The sequence below is a fragment of the Actinomyces sp. MRS3W genome (assembly GCF_032465695.1).
Classification (GTDB): domain Bacteria; phylum Actinomycetota; class Actinomycetes; order Actinomycetales; family Actinomycetaceae; genus Actinomyces.
The window spans coordinates 1-13,794 of sequence record NZ_JAWDJJ010000171.1 but is presented as its reverse complement, the minus strand read 5'-3'; the positions used below and the strand labels follow the sequence as shown (position 1 = coordinate 13,794).

Below are 13,794 nucleotides of genomic sequence, written 5' to 3'. Positions count from 1 at the left end.
ACCCCACCCCCAACAAGAAGGGCAGGGCCCCACCCGCAGCCACCAGGACGCAACACACGCCCCAACAACCACAAGCAGGATGCCTGTTCGCTCCGGCCAGCAAAAATGCTCCTTAGAAAGGAGGTGATCCAGCCGCACCTTCCGGTACGGCTACCTTGTTACGACTTCGTCCCAATCACCAGCCCCGCCTTCGACCGCTCCCCGTAGGGCCACGGGCTTCGGGCGTCACCGGCTTTCATGACGTGACGGGCGGTGTGTACAAGGCCCGAGAACGTATTCACCGCGGCGTTGCTGATCCGCGATTACTAGCGACTCCAACTTCACGGTGCCGAGTTGCAGGCACCGATCCGAACTGAGACCGGCTTTAAGGGATTCGCTCCACCTCACGGCATCGCAACCCACTGTACCGGCCATTGTAGCATGCGTGAAGCCCAAGACATAAGGGGCATGATGATTTGACGTCATCCCCACCTTCCTCCGAGTTCACCCCGGCAGTCTCCCGCGAGTCCCCGCCATAACGCGCTGGCAACACGGGACAAGGGTTGCGCTCGTTGCGGGACTTAACCCAACATCTCACGACACGAGCTGACGACAACCATGCACCACCTGCAGGCCAGCCCAAACCACAAAAAGCAGCAAGGGAACCACCGTCTCCGGCAGCAACCAGCCCATGTCAAGCCTTGGTAAGGTTCTTCGCGTTGCATCGAATTAATCCGCATGCTCCGCCGCTTGTGCGGGCCCCCGTCAATTCCTTTGAGTTTTAGCCTTGCGGCCGTACTCCCCAGGCGGGGCACTTAACGCGTTAGCTACGGCGCGGAAACCCCGGAAAAGGGCCCCCACACCCAGTGCCCAACGTTTACAGCGTGGACTACCAGGGTATCTAATCCTGTTCGCTCCCCACGCTTTCGCTCCTCAGCGTCAGCGACGGCCCAGAGACCCGCCTTCGCCACCGGTGTTCCTCCTGATATCTGCGCATTCCACCGCTACACCAGGAGTTCCAGTCTCCCCTACCGCGCTCAAGCCAGCCCGTACCCACCGCAAGCCCCCAGTTAAGCCAGAGGATTTCACGGCAGACGCGACCAGCCGCCTACAAGCCCTTTACGCCCAGTAATTCCGGACAACGCTCGCGCCCTACGTATTACCGCGGCTGCTGGCACGTAGTTAGCCGGCGCTTCCTACCCCGGCTACCGTCAACCCACCCACAAACGAGGCAGGCCTTCACCACCGGAGAAAGAGGTTCACAACCCGAAGGCCTCCATCCCTCACGCGACGTCGCTGCATCAGGCTTCCGCCCATTGTGCAATATTCCCCACTGCTGCCTCCCGCAGGAGTCTGGGCCGTATCTCAGTCCCAGTGTGGCCGTCCACCCTCTCAGGCCGGCTACCCGTCAAAGCCTTGGTAAGCCATCACCCCACCAACAAGCTGATAAGCCGCGAGCCCATCCCCCACCAGAACAACAAAAGTTGAACCTATACCAACCCACCCATGCAGGCAGGCCAGACCACCCCGTATTAGCCGCCCTTTCAAGCAGTTATCCAGGAGAAGAGGGCAGGTTACTCACGTGATACTCACCCGTTCGCCACTAACCAACCCCAGAAAAAACCAGAGCCAGCCCGTTCGACTTGCATGTGTTAAGCACGCCGCCAGCGTTCATCCTGAGCCAGGATCAAACTCTCCAAAAAAACAAAACAAAAACCCAAAAAAAAACAAAACACCAACCAAAACAAACAAACACGACACACTATCGAGATCCCAAACAACACACCCACAAGAGTCCGACGGTCGCTTTCGCGCTCCATCGCAGCCCCTCAAGGCACCGGAGTAGATTAGCCGGACTTTCGAGGATCAGTCAAGCTCGGAATTGGTGATCCCGATCTCTTAGGAGACCCGCGCTGCCGCCTTCGGCGTCAGCCGTCCTTATCTACTTCGACTGCCGCTCTGACCCGGAAGTCATCGCCGCAGCGGGGAGTACTTTAGGCACAGCCCCTCCCGGAGCGTCAAACCGTGCGGCGGTGATCTGCACCACCGCTTGTTCCCGCGCCTCGTAGCGCCCCTTCCCTCGCCACACTGGCCGTTCCCGGTGTACCGCGGGCCCGCACGGCGCTGTGAGGGTCAGCCTCCGTGATCACCTGTGCCTAGAAGGAACTCCCACTCGTACCGGATGAGGTTGTCGTCGAAGTCGAACACGTCCAGCGAACGCTCGCCAGCGTCGTTCACCAATACCGCAACGATCCGGCCTTGATGGGGATCGCTCAGCGTCTCGACGCATCGGAACCTCACCGACACATCTTGATAAGCAGCTCTGATCGCACGCAGGTACTCCTCACGGCCGATCCTTCTGTGCGCTTGGCCATGGTTATACAGGGTCCACTCAACGTCCGGATGCAGAAAACTCGCGTAAGCACGCCAGTCCCGGGCGTTCTCAGCCGCGAAGAACCGCGCCAGAACGCACTCGAGTTCACCATCCGACGAGGCCTTCATGTCCCAATGGTACAGATGAAACATCGGATGCCCGGGCCCAACCCGAGGACGTCGTACCGACCTCGAGTCCGCACTGCTTCCATCCGCCGCCGCGGAGCGCTTCTTTCCGCATTCGAGTTGTCAGTGGTCTTGTGTGTGGGACCGGTTTTCTTTGAGGTGTGCGGGCACCCGTGCCTACAAGCTCCGGGAACTCCTAACCGAACAAGACGAGCTGTTCGCCGGCCCAAGAGAGCAGCCTTCGAACACGCGGGGGCGGCCCGCGGGCACGCAGGGTAGCCGCCGAGAACGCTCCTGCACCGGCCAGAACGCGCGTCTGGAGAGCTGCTGGGCGGCTCCCGCGCGTCCTGGAGGCCTACCCCGCGTGCTCAAGTCACCCGAACCCCGCCCGCACCGGACGACCAACCGGGTCCGGGTACCGACAAGGGGACGGCGAAGCCCCGGCACATACTCGACGACAACCAGACTCCAGCTACCGTCAGGAAACACAGCAAAACCCACGGCACGTGCTCACCGGAAAACAGCCTAACGACAACAGCCCCACCCACACCCTGCCACATACCGAACACAACACATATCAGCTCCAACAACCCGCGCACTCGCTGCCATTGCTTGCGCGGACCCAACACGCGTCGATATTCTCCTAAGCCCCGGCAGCGAGGCGTTCAGACTCGACCAGTGCGCAGGCATTGACCAGCCGGGCAGGTCCAGGAGCTTACGTGGACACTCGCACAATCCTCGAGGTCATCGGATGGATCGGTTCCGGTCTCGTGGTTATCTCCCTCATGGTGGCGCGTCAACGCACCTTCCGCTCCCTCAACCTCACCGGGTCGCTCATTGCCACGGCCTACAACCTGGTGCTGGGAGTCTGGCCGGCGGTTGGCATGAACGCCACGATCGCACTCATCGATCTGTACTGGCTCATACGCCTGCGCCGCGCCGACGCATCGTCTCCCGCGTTCGAGGCCGAGCGCGTCGAGCCGTCCTCCCGCGCGCCCCTCGGTTCCCGCTGAGCGTTCCTCACCGGCACAGGGAGGGATCCTTCTGTGCGTCCGGGCCCATCGCCATCGTCCCCTGAGCGTTACGACAAAACGCCCCGCCCGAACCGGGCGGGGCGTACAGCCGAATCATTATCTGGTGGAGCTAGGGGGATTCGAACCCCCGACCTTCTCATTGCGAACGAGACGCGCTACCAACTGCGCCATAGCCCCATGGACGCTGCCGATCGTAGCACCCGGACTGCGGGCACCCGCAAGTTGCCTCGCAGTGAGTCACAACACCGGCCTACCGACCGACGCCGGGATAGTGGTTCCCGCAACTGCCCCGATCGCGCCGGCATCCCCGCCCGTCGACAGCGTCTTGTCCTGGCCTCTCAGGCACCCGCAGCGCGGCGCCGTTCCAGCACTGCTTCCAGATCGATGGGGTGGAAGACCGGCTCATCGGAACCCGCCTCGACGCCGGACGTCGCGTAGCTGTGCACGTTGCGGGGACGCTCGGGAACCGGAGCCGAATCGAAGGACTCCTCCGCCGGCACCTCATACGTGCGCCGGGGAGCCCGTGCGGCGAGGGTATAGGTCGGTGCGGGCACGCTCACCGGGTGCCACCCCTGTGGTGGAGTCGTCGGAGTCTTCTCGTCCCGCGTCGCGGTGGTGCCAGAGGCGTCGTCGGCCACCGTATCCGCCGCAGAGGCCGCGGCCGGGGCTTCAGGCAGGTACGCCGTCTCGCCGACTTCGGCGGCCGCCGACGCGTCGGCGGCCTCCTCGCCGTCACGAACCGCATGCCCCTTGACGGGCATCATGTCCCCGGCCTCCGCCTGTACACGTGCGTCGTCGTCGGCGCGGGCAGTCTGCTCAGCGGGCATGGACTGCAGCGTCTGCTCCCCTCCCGCGGCGGTTCCCGAGGAGACGGTCCGAGCCTGGGAGGTTTCGCCGGCCTCCCGTGCCGTGGTCGGCATCGGCTCCGCAGACGCCGTGGCCTGCGCGCCGGGGCTTGCGGAGTGGCCGGTTAGCGCAGTCAGCTCCCGCTCGAGGGCGGCGATGCGCCGACGCTCGCGCCGATCGGAGGCTGCAGAGGCGCGGGCCGCCCGTCGTCCGGCGACGGCGGAGGCGCACAGCAATGCCGCGGGCAGCGCAACCGGCCACCACGGCAGCACGGTGACTGCGGCCAGGACGACGGTACCGAGGGTGACGCCGAGCAGAATGAGCGCGACCGTGGCGCGGTGAGAGGCGGCGACACGGCGCCGCTCGCGGTTCTGCTCATGTGCGCGACGAACGCGCACGAGCTCGCGCTCCTTGCGCAGCGCACGCACGTTCCTGACTTCGGGCCTGTTCATCGCCCTCACCTCCGGTCGGCGTCGAAAGATCATGATGTGTCCGCCACCGCCGCAGGTCTCCTCCGCGGAGGTTGCTCTCCCGGTGGCGAGAAGCCTCAACCCCGAGGAATAACGATCCTCCGCATGAGACATGCCCAGCGCCTCACGACGCCCGACCAGGAACGGCAGTAGGTACACGGCGAGAATCGTGACGAGTGCGACCAGCGCCCAGGTTTCGATTCCCACACCTCAACCGTAAAGGGGAGAGCTTGCCGAATTCGGGCATGGGCGCGGCGTGTTGGCAGGCATTTTGGAGGGCATGACATCCGCACTATGAGCGGCAATTCCGCCAGTGCGCACCTCCTTCGTCTCTCTAATCCCATTCCTCACATACGTCCCAGTTTTTTCACAAATCCGCCCGTCCGTGCCGCCTCCTCAGCAACGACGGCGAAGGTCACGTGATCCGCCCAGGCGCCGTTTATGTGCATGAGCCCCCGACGCAGCCCCTCCTCGCGCAGTCCCAGGCGCCGACACAGTGCCAAGCTGCGCGCATTCTCCGGCCTGACGTCGATCTCCACGCGATGCAGCCCCACGCTCTCGCCCAGCAAGTGGTCCAGCACCATGGCCACCGCGAGCGTCATGATCCCGCGGCCCTCCCACGGAGCACCGATCCAGTACCCCACGCTCGCACATTCGAGCGCGCCCCAGCGGATGGAGGACACCGACACCTGCCCCGCCAACACGCCGTCGACCTCCAGAACGAAGGGCATCGCCTCGCCGCGTCGAGCCAGGCGGTTCTGGGCACGCACATATTCCGAGAAACTGCCCAGCTCGTCGGGGCTGCCGGGCGGAAGCGTCGCTTCCCAAGGGGTCAACCGGGCGTCGTCGGCGAGGCGCAGTCGGCGCCAGACCGCTTCATCACTGCTGCGGATGGGGCGCAGCACCACCGAGCTCGGCCCCCGCGCCAATCCACGCTGGCTCACCGCGGTGGTGGCCAGCACGACCGGCCATTGAAATCGACGTCTGCCCCGGCGAGCGAAGGGGCCCAGAATGTTCACGCGGGCCAGTGCTCCCGGTGTGCGCGGCTCAGGCATCAAGCAGCAGACAGTGCAGCGTGTCGCCGGAGATGACCGTCTGCGTGTCCTCGGGTACGACGGCGATCGCATTAGCGCGCGCCAACGCCAGCAGACGCGTGCTGCCGGGCTGCGCCGTCGGCTCCGCGGAGTATCCGCGTGCAGGCGACCCCGTCAGATGCACGGGCACGAACTGCCGCTTGCGCGCCGGGGAATGCCACCCCGCCGACATCGTTGCGGGTACGGACGCGCGATGCAGGTCCTGCCACCCGGCGATTTGCCGGAGCACCGGGCGGATGAAGGTCTCGAAGGCGATCTGCGCGCTGACCGGGTCGCCCGGAAGGCAGAAGATCGGGGTGTCCTCGATCATGCCCACTCCCAGTTGCCGCCCGGGAGACATGGCGACGGCGTCGAAGCGGACCGTCCCCAGCGGTGCCAGCACATCCTTGACGGTGTCTCCCTGCCCGACACTCAACCCACCGGTGGTGATAAGCACATCGGCACGCACCAGTTGATCCTCAATCGTCTCCGCCAGCGCTCCTAGCTCATCGGGCACCGCCGCGACCCGGAAGGCCTGGCCGCCGGCATCGGTGACGGCGCAGGCGAGCGCGTGCCCATTGGCGTCGAAGACATCCCCCGCCTCCCGGGTGTCATCGGGCTCCACCAGCTCATCGCCAATAGACACGATGACAACGCGAGGCGCGGGGTGGACCTTGACGCGGTAACGACCAATCCCCGCCAACAGTGCGATGTGACGCGCCGAGATGCGTGAGCCCTGTGGCAGAACCGTCGTGCCTGCCTGCACATCCTCGGCGCGACGGCGCACGTTCTCCCCGGCCGTGACCGTCGCGCGCACCTCAACCCGCGACTCGCCACGATTTGTATCTGTCCACGGCACCACGGCGTCGGCCCCCAGTGGCAGTGGCGCGCCCGAATCAATGAGAATGGCCGCTCCCGGGACCAGCCGGGTGGGCCGCATATCCCCGGCACGGACCGCATCCATCACGTCCAGGACGACGGCGGTGTCCGGTCCGGCGTCAGCGACGTCGGCAGCGGCGACGGCGTATCCATCCAGTCCGGCCAGGTCCACGGCCGGCAGGTCAATGTCAGCGACGACGTCCTCCGCCAGGACACAGCCCACCGCGTCCAGGAGGACCAGGTCCAGGGGGGCCGCGGCCTGGGCAATGTCGAGACAGGCCGCCAGGTGCTCGGCGACGGTGCGCATAAGGGTCCAGTCCTCCTCCTGCCCGAATCTCACGGCCCGGGCGTATCGGCTACAGGCTACCGGGCGATACCGCCTCGCTCACCATCAACCCGCTCGCGTTCCCCTAAGCGGACCTGACCGGGGAGTACTCCCCACACCGTCTCCGGCATCAACTCACCGCTGGGGCTCCTCACCTGCGACAATGCCACCATGAGCACCGAGGCACACGTCCTGCCCGACACCAGTTCACTGGCGGTCAGCGATGCCAAGGAACAGCTGCGCCGAGTCCTGCGGGAGCGCCGTTCCACCCACCACCGTCACCCCGAGCATGGGCACAACTCGACCTGCGAGATGCTCACCAGCCACATTCTTCAGGCCATCGCCGGCATGAACACGGTGGCGGCCTATGTGTCGGTCGGCCACGAGCCCTGCACACGGCTGCTCCTTGAGCACCTGGAGCAGCTGGAGGTGAACGTCCTGCTGCCCGTGCTCGGGCCGCACCTGTCCCGTTCCTGGGGCCGTTTCCACGGCATCGCCGACTTGGCCGAGCGTTCCCCCGGCCGTCCCCCCGAGCCGAGCGGCGACGTGTTGCCCGACACCGCCGTCGCCGACGCTGAGGCCCTCATTATCCCGGCGCTCGCCGTCGATCGCTCGGGGCACCGGCTCGGCCAGGGTGGTGGCTGGTATGACCGCGTGCTCCCGCTGCGCGCAGCGGACACGCCGGTCTTCGCGGTCGTACACGACGACGAATTGGTGGCGGGTCCGCTACCGACGGAGGCGCACGATGCCCGCGTCGACGCCGTCATCACTCCCGACGAGTGGTTCTTGTTGGAGGGATCGGCCTTCGCGAACGGTCCGCACGAACTCGCCTAGTCTCATCTAGTACCGATCCCTTCACCGAAACCGACACATCATTAGTGCCGGTTTCGGGGAGGGGTTGTCGTCCACAGGGGCGGTGAGCGGCACCCCCGCGACGCAGCCGTCCACAGGCTGCAGTATCCGGGGATGCGCCTGATGGCACCACGTGCCAGTTTGGCCCTATGTCTCTTCTGCATCGCCACGCGAACCGCAACCGCCGTACCAAGTCCTCACCGCGTTCGGGCCAACGTCGGCTGCCGCGTCCCTCGCTGCTGCTGTGGCGGCAGCGCCATCTGGTGGTCGCCGTCTGTCTGGGTGCCGCCGTCATGGCCGCCCTGGGTGTGCTCCGGCCGGCTCCGGAGGGAATGCAGGAGGTGGTCGTCATCGCCAGACCGGTCAACGCCGGCGCTGTGCTCACCGACGCGGATATTGAGGTACGTGCGGTCCCGCAGTCTGCACTTCCAGCGGAGGGCCTGGCCGACTCCGACGTCGTGGGGAGCCGGGCCGCTATCACGCTGGAGGAGGGCACCGTGCTCACCACCTCGATGACGAGCGCGTCCCTGGCCGCAACCCTCACGCCCGCGGAGCGACTCGTGCAGGTGCCCATCAACGTCGGCGCCGAGCTGGCCGAACCGGGGGCGCGGGTCGACATCGTGGCGGAACGGAGCGCCGCGACCACCGGAACCGATGCGGGCAGCGCCGCCGTCATCTGCAGCGGCGCTCGAGTGGTGCTCACGCAAGAGGAAGGCGAGAACAGCGGATGGATATCCCAGACGAAGGTCACACTCGTGACCCTTGCCGTTCCCGCTGTAGACGCTAGTCTAATTGTTGGCGCGGCCACGAATGGTGCGCTCGGCATTGTGCTGAGCCCATGACGACGCCCGCCTTCAGCCATGCGGTCGCGGCTCGTCCCAGAGCGGTCGGCCCGATCCCCGCCCCGACTTCCGCGAGCGGCCTGCCTGCGCCCTCGCGTCGCAACGAAAGGTTCCCCATGATTAAGGGATTCAAGGAGTTCATCGCCCAGGGCAACGTCCTGGAGCTGGCCGTCGCCGTCATTATCGGTGGCGCCTTCGCCCCCATCGTCCAGGCCATCACCAACGTCATTATGGGCATCATCGGCGCCCTGGTGGGCAAGCCGAACTTCGACTCGGTGCTGCAGTTCTCTATCAACGGCTCCGACCCGATCCAGCCGGGCACCATCATCACCGCCGCTGTCAACTTCCTGCTCGTCGCCGCCGCGGTGTACTTCTGCATCGTCGCACCGATGAACAGGCTCAACGCGCGCCTGAAGAAGGAAGAGGAGGAGGCAGCCGAGCCCACCGACGTCGAGCTGCTCACCGAGATCCGCGACCTGCTCAAGCAGCAGTCCTGACCTCCTGCCCCCGCCGCCTCAGCTCTGACAGCTGCTGGAGCTGAGGCGGCACCCAGTGGCGTCCGCCTCCGGCGGGCGCCACTTCGTTATGGGGTGATCCGGCGTCAGGCGTAGGACCTAAGACGTATTCACCCCGGCTGCCGGGCCCCACCTCTCACGGCTCAACCCCAATGAGGCGGTACGTCACGCAGCAGCCGAGCGTCATTGGCGTGCTCGGCAGCGGACTCGCGTCCCAACACGCCGCCATCGTGGGAGCGCGCGTCGGTAAGCGCGTCAAGCTGCCGGCGCCGCGCCGCCTCCGCCTGTGCCTGAGGCGCCTCGCCCCGGGCGACACGGGCCTGGTCCTGTGGTGACAAGGCGACGGCGCGTCGTCTACCGCCCCGCCGCTTTCCATCGTCCGCCGCACAAGCTTTACTCATCGGTCAACCACCGTCGCTCAGCGCGTTCGCCGCACCGCATGGGCCAGCACCGCGTCAATTCCGGAGCCGTGCCGACTCAGCGCCAGCGCGTGACGCAGTTCCTCGACCTCCTCGGCCTCGGTGCGCTGGACGCCGTCGGAGCGGATCCAGGCGACGAGCTCGTCGAGCTGGTCGTCGGAGTAGGCCTGCAGCGGCAAGCCCTGCGCAATCGGTGGGCGAATCGCGCGCGCGGACACATTCGCCTCACGCGTCTGGGCCGGCTCGGCCTGCGAGGCGGACCGCGCAGGTGATATCACCTCGGCGTCCTCCACCCGCTCTGGCAGGGCCGCGATGGTGGGAGGCGCTGCCTCGGTGCGGGAGGCAAGCACCGACAGCACCTGTGCCTCAATCTTCTGCGCTTCCGCCTCAACATCGACGAACACCCCAGGCGAGTAGGCCATATGCACACGCCAGCCGCGCTGCTGCAAGCGCTCGACCCAGTGCCGGTCCCGCCGCCGCAGGCTTGGCTCGGCCACGTATTGCGCATCATCGGTGAGCACGGCGACGAGCAACTCCCCGGGAAGGTCCGGGTGGCCGATGGCCAAGGGGATGCGCACGCCCCCCTCAATGCCGTAACGGGGCACCACGACCAGACCCTTGCGCCACAGGTGCTCGGCAAGCTCGACGAGCAACCGATCGGGCGCGGTCTCCTCCTGCTGGGCGTACTGGCCCCCCTCATCGGCGGCATGCGCCAGCACCTCGCGCAGCAATCGCGCGCCCGGGGCATGCAAACGATCGGCGTCGATATCCTCCGGCCCCAGACAGGACACGACCCGGGTGGCGCCTCGTGAAGCGCACAGTGCGTCAACCAGACCAACCATGCCGCCAACGTCGCTGACTTCGCCGAAGCTGTGAATGGTGCGCCCGTGCGGAGTCTTGGCGTACCCGACGGAGATGATGATGCGGTCGCGACGCAGGGAGCGCGCCTCGCTCAGGTCGACGACGACGAAGGGCTCGGATACCCCCATCTCGAAGTAGTCGGCCAGTGCCGGTGAACCGGTGACGGCAGCCGTGGTGGCACGGCGGATCTCCTCCGCGTGGCGCGAATTCAGGGCGATGACCCCGAGAGACTGCTCGGGGTGAGTGAGGGCATGGTCGATGACGAGGTCGACCACACGCCCCACCTCCGCGGGCACCGACTCGACCGCAGTGCGGCCGGGGGCGGGCATGCCGCGACCATCAACCAATTCCAAGGACAGACGGGACCTGCCCGGTGGCGCCGGGATCGCCTCGACGACGTCGTCGTAACCGTTGGCGGCGAGGAAGGCGGCTATCTCCGCATCGAGCGTGTTGCGGCCCGTCGGCAGCGTCACCCGCGGCAAGAACGGCCCCAACTCGGACGCCAGCCCGGAGGTGGACCGCCTCGGGTCGCCGACGACGAGAACCTGCTCGGCGCGCACGAAGGCCGGCATCACCTGGGAAACCGGCACGTGGGCAGAGGCGTCGAGGATAGCCAGGTCGATGACCGCGTCGGCGGCGAAGACCTGCGGGACGAGCGTGGGCGGGACGATCCACACCGGCTTAGCGACCAGGGCAACCGGATGTGCGGCGATCACGTCACGCAGCGGCACCCCGTCCTCGAGGGACAGGGCACGGTACAGGCTGCGCGCGGCATCCTTATCAGCCTCAATGGCCTCCCGCACCCGGCGGGCGCAGGCCTGCGCGACCGGTCCGGCCAGGGAGTCGGCCTGAGACGCGTCGAGCTCTCGCAGGGAGACCGCCAGGTCGCTCAGGGCGTCGGCATCAAGACCGCCCAGGTCGGGGTCATCGTGCATGATTTGTGTCAGCAAAGAAGACCACCAGCAGTAGGTGAGCTCGTCGTCAAGTTGGTCGGAGTCGACCTGCCGCGCAGCCAGGTCGTCGAACAGCGCAGTGAGTCCCAAGTCGTCCAGCGCCGTAGCCACCCGGTTGATCTCCGGGAGCTTATGGACGGTCACGTCGTCGGCGGCCAGTACCTGCGCGCGCTCCAACAGTTCGGCAAGCGGCAGCTCCATGAGCGGCGTGTCGGTGCCCGCTCCGATCACCGGCTGCAGGGCGGCGACGGCGTCGCGGGCCCGAGCGGCTACGCGCTGCATCTCATCCAATCCCTGCGGCAGGTGGGGCCAGCCGCCGTCGGGGTCGTAGCGGCGCCACACCTCGCGACGCTGCTGCACCTTGACCAGTTCCCCGTGCAGATCGGCGACCTCACGGCCGGGGCGTACCAAGTCCTTCGCCTGCTTGGTGAAGCGACGCCGGGCCGAGCGTCCCATCTCCACCCTGTGGTCCTGCCGCCAGCGCTTGGAAGCGGTGGCGATGACCATGTCTGCGGCGGAGCGTTCGAAAACCTCCGGCAGGAAGACGTCGAGAGAGTCCCGCACACCGTCGAGCATCTCCAACTGCTCACACCACTGCGCCAGAGTCTCGGCCTTGATGATGCCAACCGAGGCGTGGACCTCGTCGCTCTGCCTGGCGATCTCGGGCAGGAGCTCGTCGGCCAGTCGGGTCAGTCGGGCCAGGGCGTCGGTGGCCTCATCGACGTCGGCAACAGCCATGCCGTACCAGGCGGAGTCGGCCAGTGCCGTCGTCAGCAGTCCAAGATCGTGGGCGCGGTGGAGGAGCGCGGAGGCGCGTTCACGACCGGCGGCGTCCAGATGCTCCAGCCGGCCGGGGGCGACGCGGGCGCTGGTCCGGGCCCGCACCCGCCCCGACGTGAGTTCAGCGAGTTTCTGGAGCGCGTCGTAGGCGGAGGCATCCCACGGGTCCCGACGGCGGTGCAAAGCCGTGACATAGCGGGAGAGCTTCTCGCGCACCGACACCAGGCGTTCGCGCATGCCGACAATGGCGGTGACGTCCAGATCGGGGACGCCCACACCCATGGCAGTCTTGATACTTTCGGCGGCATGGTGGCGCCAAGCGGGATCCTCGGTCAGGTCCAGCACGATGGTGCCCAGACCCAGCTCCCGCAGGGCATCGGCAACCGCGTGGCCGTCGGCGCTCGTGGCCGGCACGTGCAGAACGGTGCGCCCGGAGGCGGCCGCATCGGCGGCGATCGCGGCCAGGGTGGCGGCCACATCGGAGCCGGGAGGAGCGTCCAGCAGCAGCGAGGCACCGGAGCCGACTGCTTCGACGGCGTCGAGTTGGGCGGAGTCGAGGTCGCCCACGCCGCGTTCGCACTCCGGGGCCCGGTCGGTGGGATCGGGCTCAGGCAGAGGTACGTCCAGTGCTGCCTTGGCCCCGGCGTCACCGGCGAGGGCAGCGACCAGCGCCGAGGTGCGGGCGCGGCCGATGGTGGCGTCGAAGTCCTCGACCAGCGCCTGCCCAGGGTGGACGAAAGCGCCGACGACGAGGCGCTCGTGGATCTCGAATCCGGGCAGATACTCGCGCCCGAGCGAGCCGATACCGTTGAGGGCGTCGCGCGGGGTGAAGCCGTCATCGGAGAGGGTGGCCCGGGCGACGACATCCACGTCGACCATGCACCCGTGGTGGCGCAGTGCCCGGGTCAAGACGGGATTGACTTCGATTGACTGGTCAAGGGTGAGGGAGGCGTCTGCGGTGGAGCTGGACAGGCGGACGGGGCGCAGCAGCACGGGGGCGCTGACGCTGCGCACCGCGACCGGTTCGCTCGCCTCGTCCGGACTCGCATCGGCGTCGTCCGCATCCGGCGCGCCGGTGGTGACCGGCTCAGTCCAGCCGGCCACGCCGATAGCCAAGTACACGGGGGCCACACCAAAGCGCCGAGAGAGCACGTCGGTGCGTTCGGCCAGTTCTCGCAGAGATTGGCGGGCAACACCGAGTGCCACGCGCTCGCGCACGAGGCTGCCCAGGTGAGTGGGACGGCCGGCATACAGCTGGGCGAGGCCCGAGGGGTGCGCGGCCGTGAGATCGACGATGCCGTCACGGTCGGAGAAGGTGTCGAGGCTGGAGGTGCCGCTGAGGTCGGCAAGCTCCGCACGCCACGCGTCAAGTGCCCGGTCGATGCGCGAGCGGCGGTCGTCGTCCAGCAGCGGAGCATCATCCGGCTGCGCGGCCTCGACGCCGGCCGCGGGCTCCCGAGTCTGGTC

General features: G+C 67.0%; 10 protein-coding genes, 1 tRNA gene and 1 rRNA gene. 5 read left to right on the top strand and 7 right to left on the bottom strand.

Going from position 1 to position 13,794, the window contains the following annotated elements:
• Positions 1-116: 116 nt before the first annotated feature.
• Together RWX45_RS06250 and RWX45_RS06245 are read right to left on the bottom strand one after the other, a co-directional pair.
• Positions 117-1,682 (bottom strand): 16S ribosomal RNA (locus tag RWX45_RS06250).
• Positions 1,683-2,112: 430 nt separating this feature from the next.
• Positions 2,113-2,481: a nuclear transport factor 2 family protein gene (locus RWX45_RS06245; RefSeq protein WP_316022899.1), complete on the bottom strand. Its 369-nt coding sequence runs from the start codon at positions 2,479-2,481 to the stop codon at positions 2,113-2,115.
• Between the two features lie 716 nt (positions 2,482-3,197).
• On the opposite strand from RWX45_RS06245, the gene RWX45_RS06240 reads away from it, so the two are divergent.
• Positions 3,198-3,491 (top strand): hypothetical protein, encoded by a 294-nt coding sequence (locus RWX45_RS06240; protein WP_316022898.1) that lies wholly within the window; start codon positions 3,198-3,200, stop codon positions 3,489-3,491.
• A 122-nt stretch (positions 3,492-3,613) separates the two neighbouring features.
• On the opposite strand, the gene RWX45_RS06235 is transcribed toward RWX45_RS06240, so the two are convergent.
• The 4 genes from RWX45_RS06235 to glp all read right to left on the bottom strand — a co-directional run bounded on the left by RWX45_RS06235 (position 3,614) and on the right by glp (position 7,087).
• A tRNA-Ala gene (locus tag RWX45_RS06235) sits at positions 3,614-3,689 on the bottom strand.
• A gap of 161 nt (positions 3,690-3,850) precedes the next feature.
• On the bottom strand, positions 3,851-5,035 hold the full coding sequence (locus tag RWX45_RS06230) for a hypothetical protein (protein ID WP_316022897.1): 1,185 nt from the start codon (positions 5,033-5,035) through the stop codon (positions 3,851-3,853).
• A gap of 140 nt (positions 5,036-5,175) precedes the next feature.
• Complete coding sequence (locus RWX45_RS06225) at positions 5,176-5,790, bottom strand: GNAT family protein (RefSeq protein ID WP_316022896.1); 615 nt, start codon at positions 5,788-5,790, stop codon at positions 5,176-5,178.
• Positions 5,791-5,875: 85 nt separating this feature from the next.
• Positions 5,876-7,087, bottom strand: a complete 1,212-nt coding sequence (gene glp / locus RWX45_RS06220) for a gephyrin-like molybdotransferase Glp (protein ID WP_316022901.1) — start codon at positions 7,085-7,087, stop codon at positions 5,876-5,878.
• Between the two features lie 189 nt (positions 7,088-7,276).
• On the opposite strand from glp, the gene RWX45_RS06215 reads away from it, so the two are divergent.
• The 4 genes from RWX45_RS06215 to RWX45_RS06200 all read left to right on the top strand — a co-directional run bounded on the left by RWX45_RS06215 (position 7,277) and on the right by RWX45_RS06200 (position 9,649).
• A complete protein-coding gene (locus RWX45_RS06215) occupies positions 7,277-7,939 on the top strand; it encodes a 5-formyltetrahydrofolate cyclo-ligase (protein WP_316022895.1) in 663 nt (220 codons plus the stop codon).
• Positions 7,940-8,106: 167 nt separating this feature from the next.
• Positions 8,107-8,799, top strand: a complete 693-nt coding sequence (locus RWX45_RS06210; protein WP_316022894.1) for an RcpC/CpaB family pilus assembly protein — start codon at positions 8,107-8,109, stop codon at positions 8,797-8,799.
• Positions 8,800-8,915: 116 nt separating this feature from the next.
• Positions 8,916-9,296 carry a large conductance mechanosensitive channel protein MscL gene (gene mscL, locus RWX45_RS06205; RefSeq protein WP_316022893.1) on the top strand — a complete coding sequence of 127 codons (381 nt, stop codon included), beginning with the start codon at positions 8,916-8,918 and terminating at the stop codon, positions 9,294-9,296.
• Between the two features lie 170 nt (positions 9,297-9,466).
• On the top strand, positions 9,467-9,649 hold the full coding sequence (locus RWX45_RS06200) for a hypothetical protein (RefSeq protein ID WP_316022892.1): 183 nt from the start codon (positions 9,467-9,469) through the stop codon (positions 9,647-9,649).
• Between the two features lie 83 nt (positions 9,650-9,732).
• Here RWX45_RS06200 and RWX45_RS06195 read toward each other — a convergent pair.
• The coding region (locus RWX45_RS06195; protein WP_410050688.1) for a DNA helicase at positions 9,733-13,794 on the bottom strand (4,062 nt) is incomplete at its 5' end.

Coding starts and splice junctions, on each gene's coding strand:
- RWX45_RS06245 (WP_316022899.1), bottom strand. CDS start 2,481: ATGAAGGCCTCGTCGGATGGTGAACTCGAGTGCGTTCTGGCGCGGTTC.
- glp (WP_316022901.1), bottom strand. CDS start 7,087: ATGCGCACCGTCGCCGAGCACCTGGCGGCCTGTCTCGACATTGCCCAG.
- RWX45_RS06215 (WP_316022895.1), top strand. CDS start 7,277: ATGAGCACCGAGGCACACGTCCTGCCCGACACCAGTTCACTGGCGGTC.
- RWX45_RS06210 (WP_316022894.1), top strand. CDS start 8,107: ATGTCTCTTCTGCATCGCCACGCGAACCGCAACCGCCGTACCAAGTCC.
- mscL (WP_316022893.1), top strand. CDS start 8,916: ATGATTAAGGGATTCAAGGAGTTCATCGCCCAGGGCAACGTCCTGGAG.
- RWX45_RS06200 (WP_316022892.1), top strand. CDS start 9,467: ATGAGGCGGTACGTCACGCAGCAGCCGAGCGTCATTGGCGTGCTCGGC.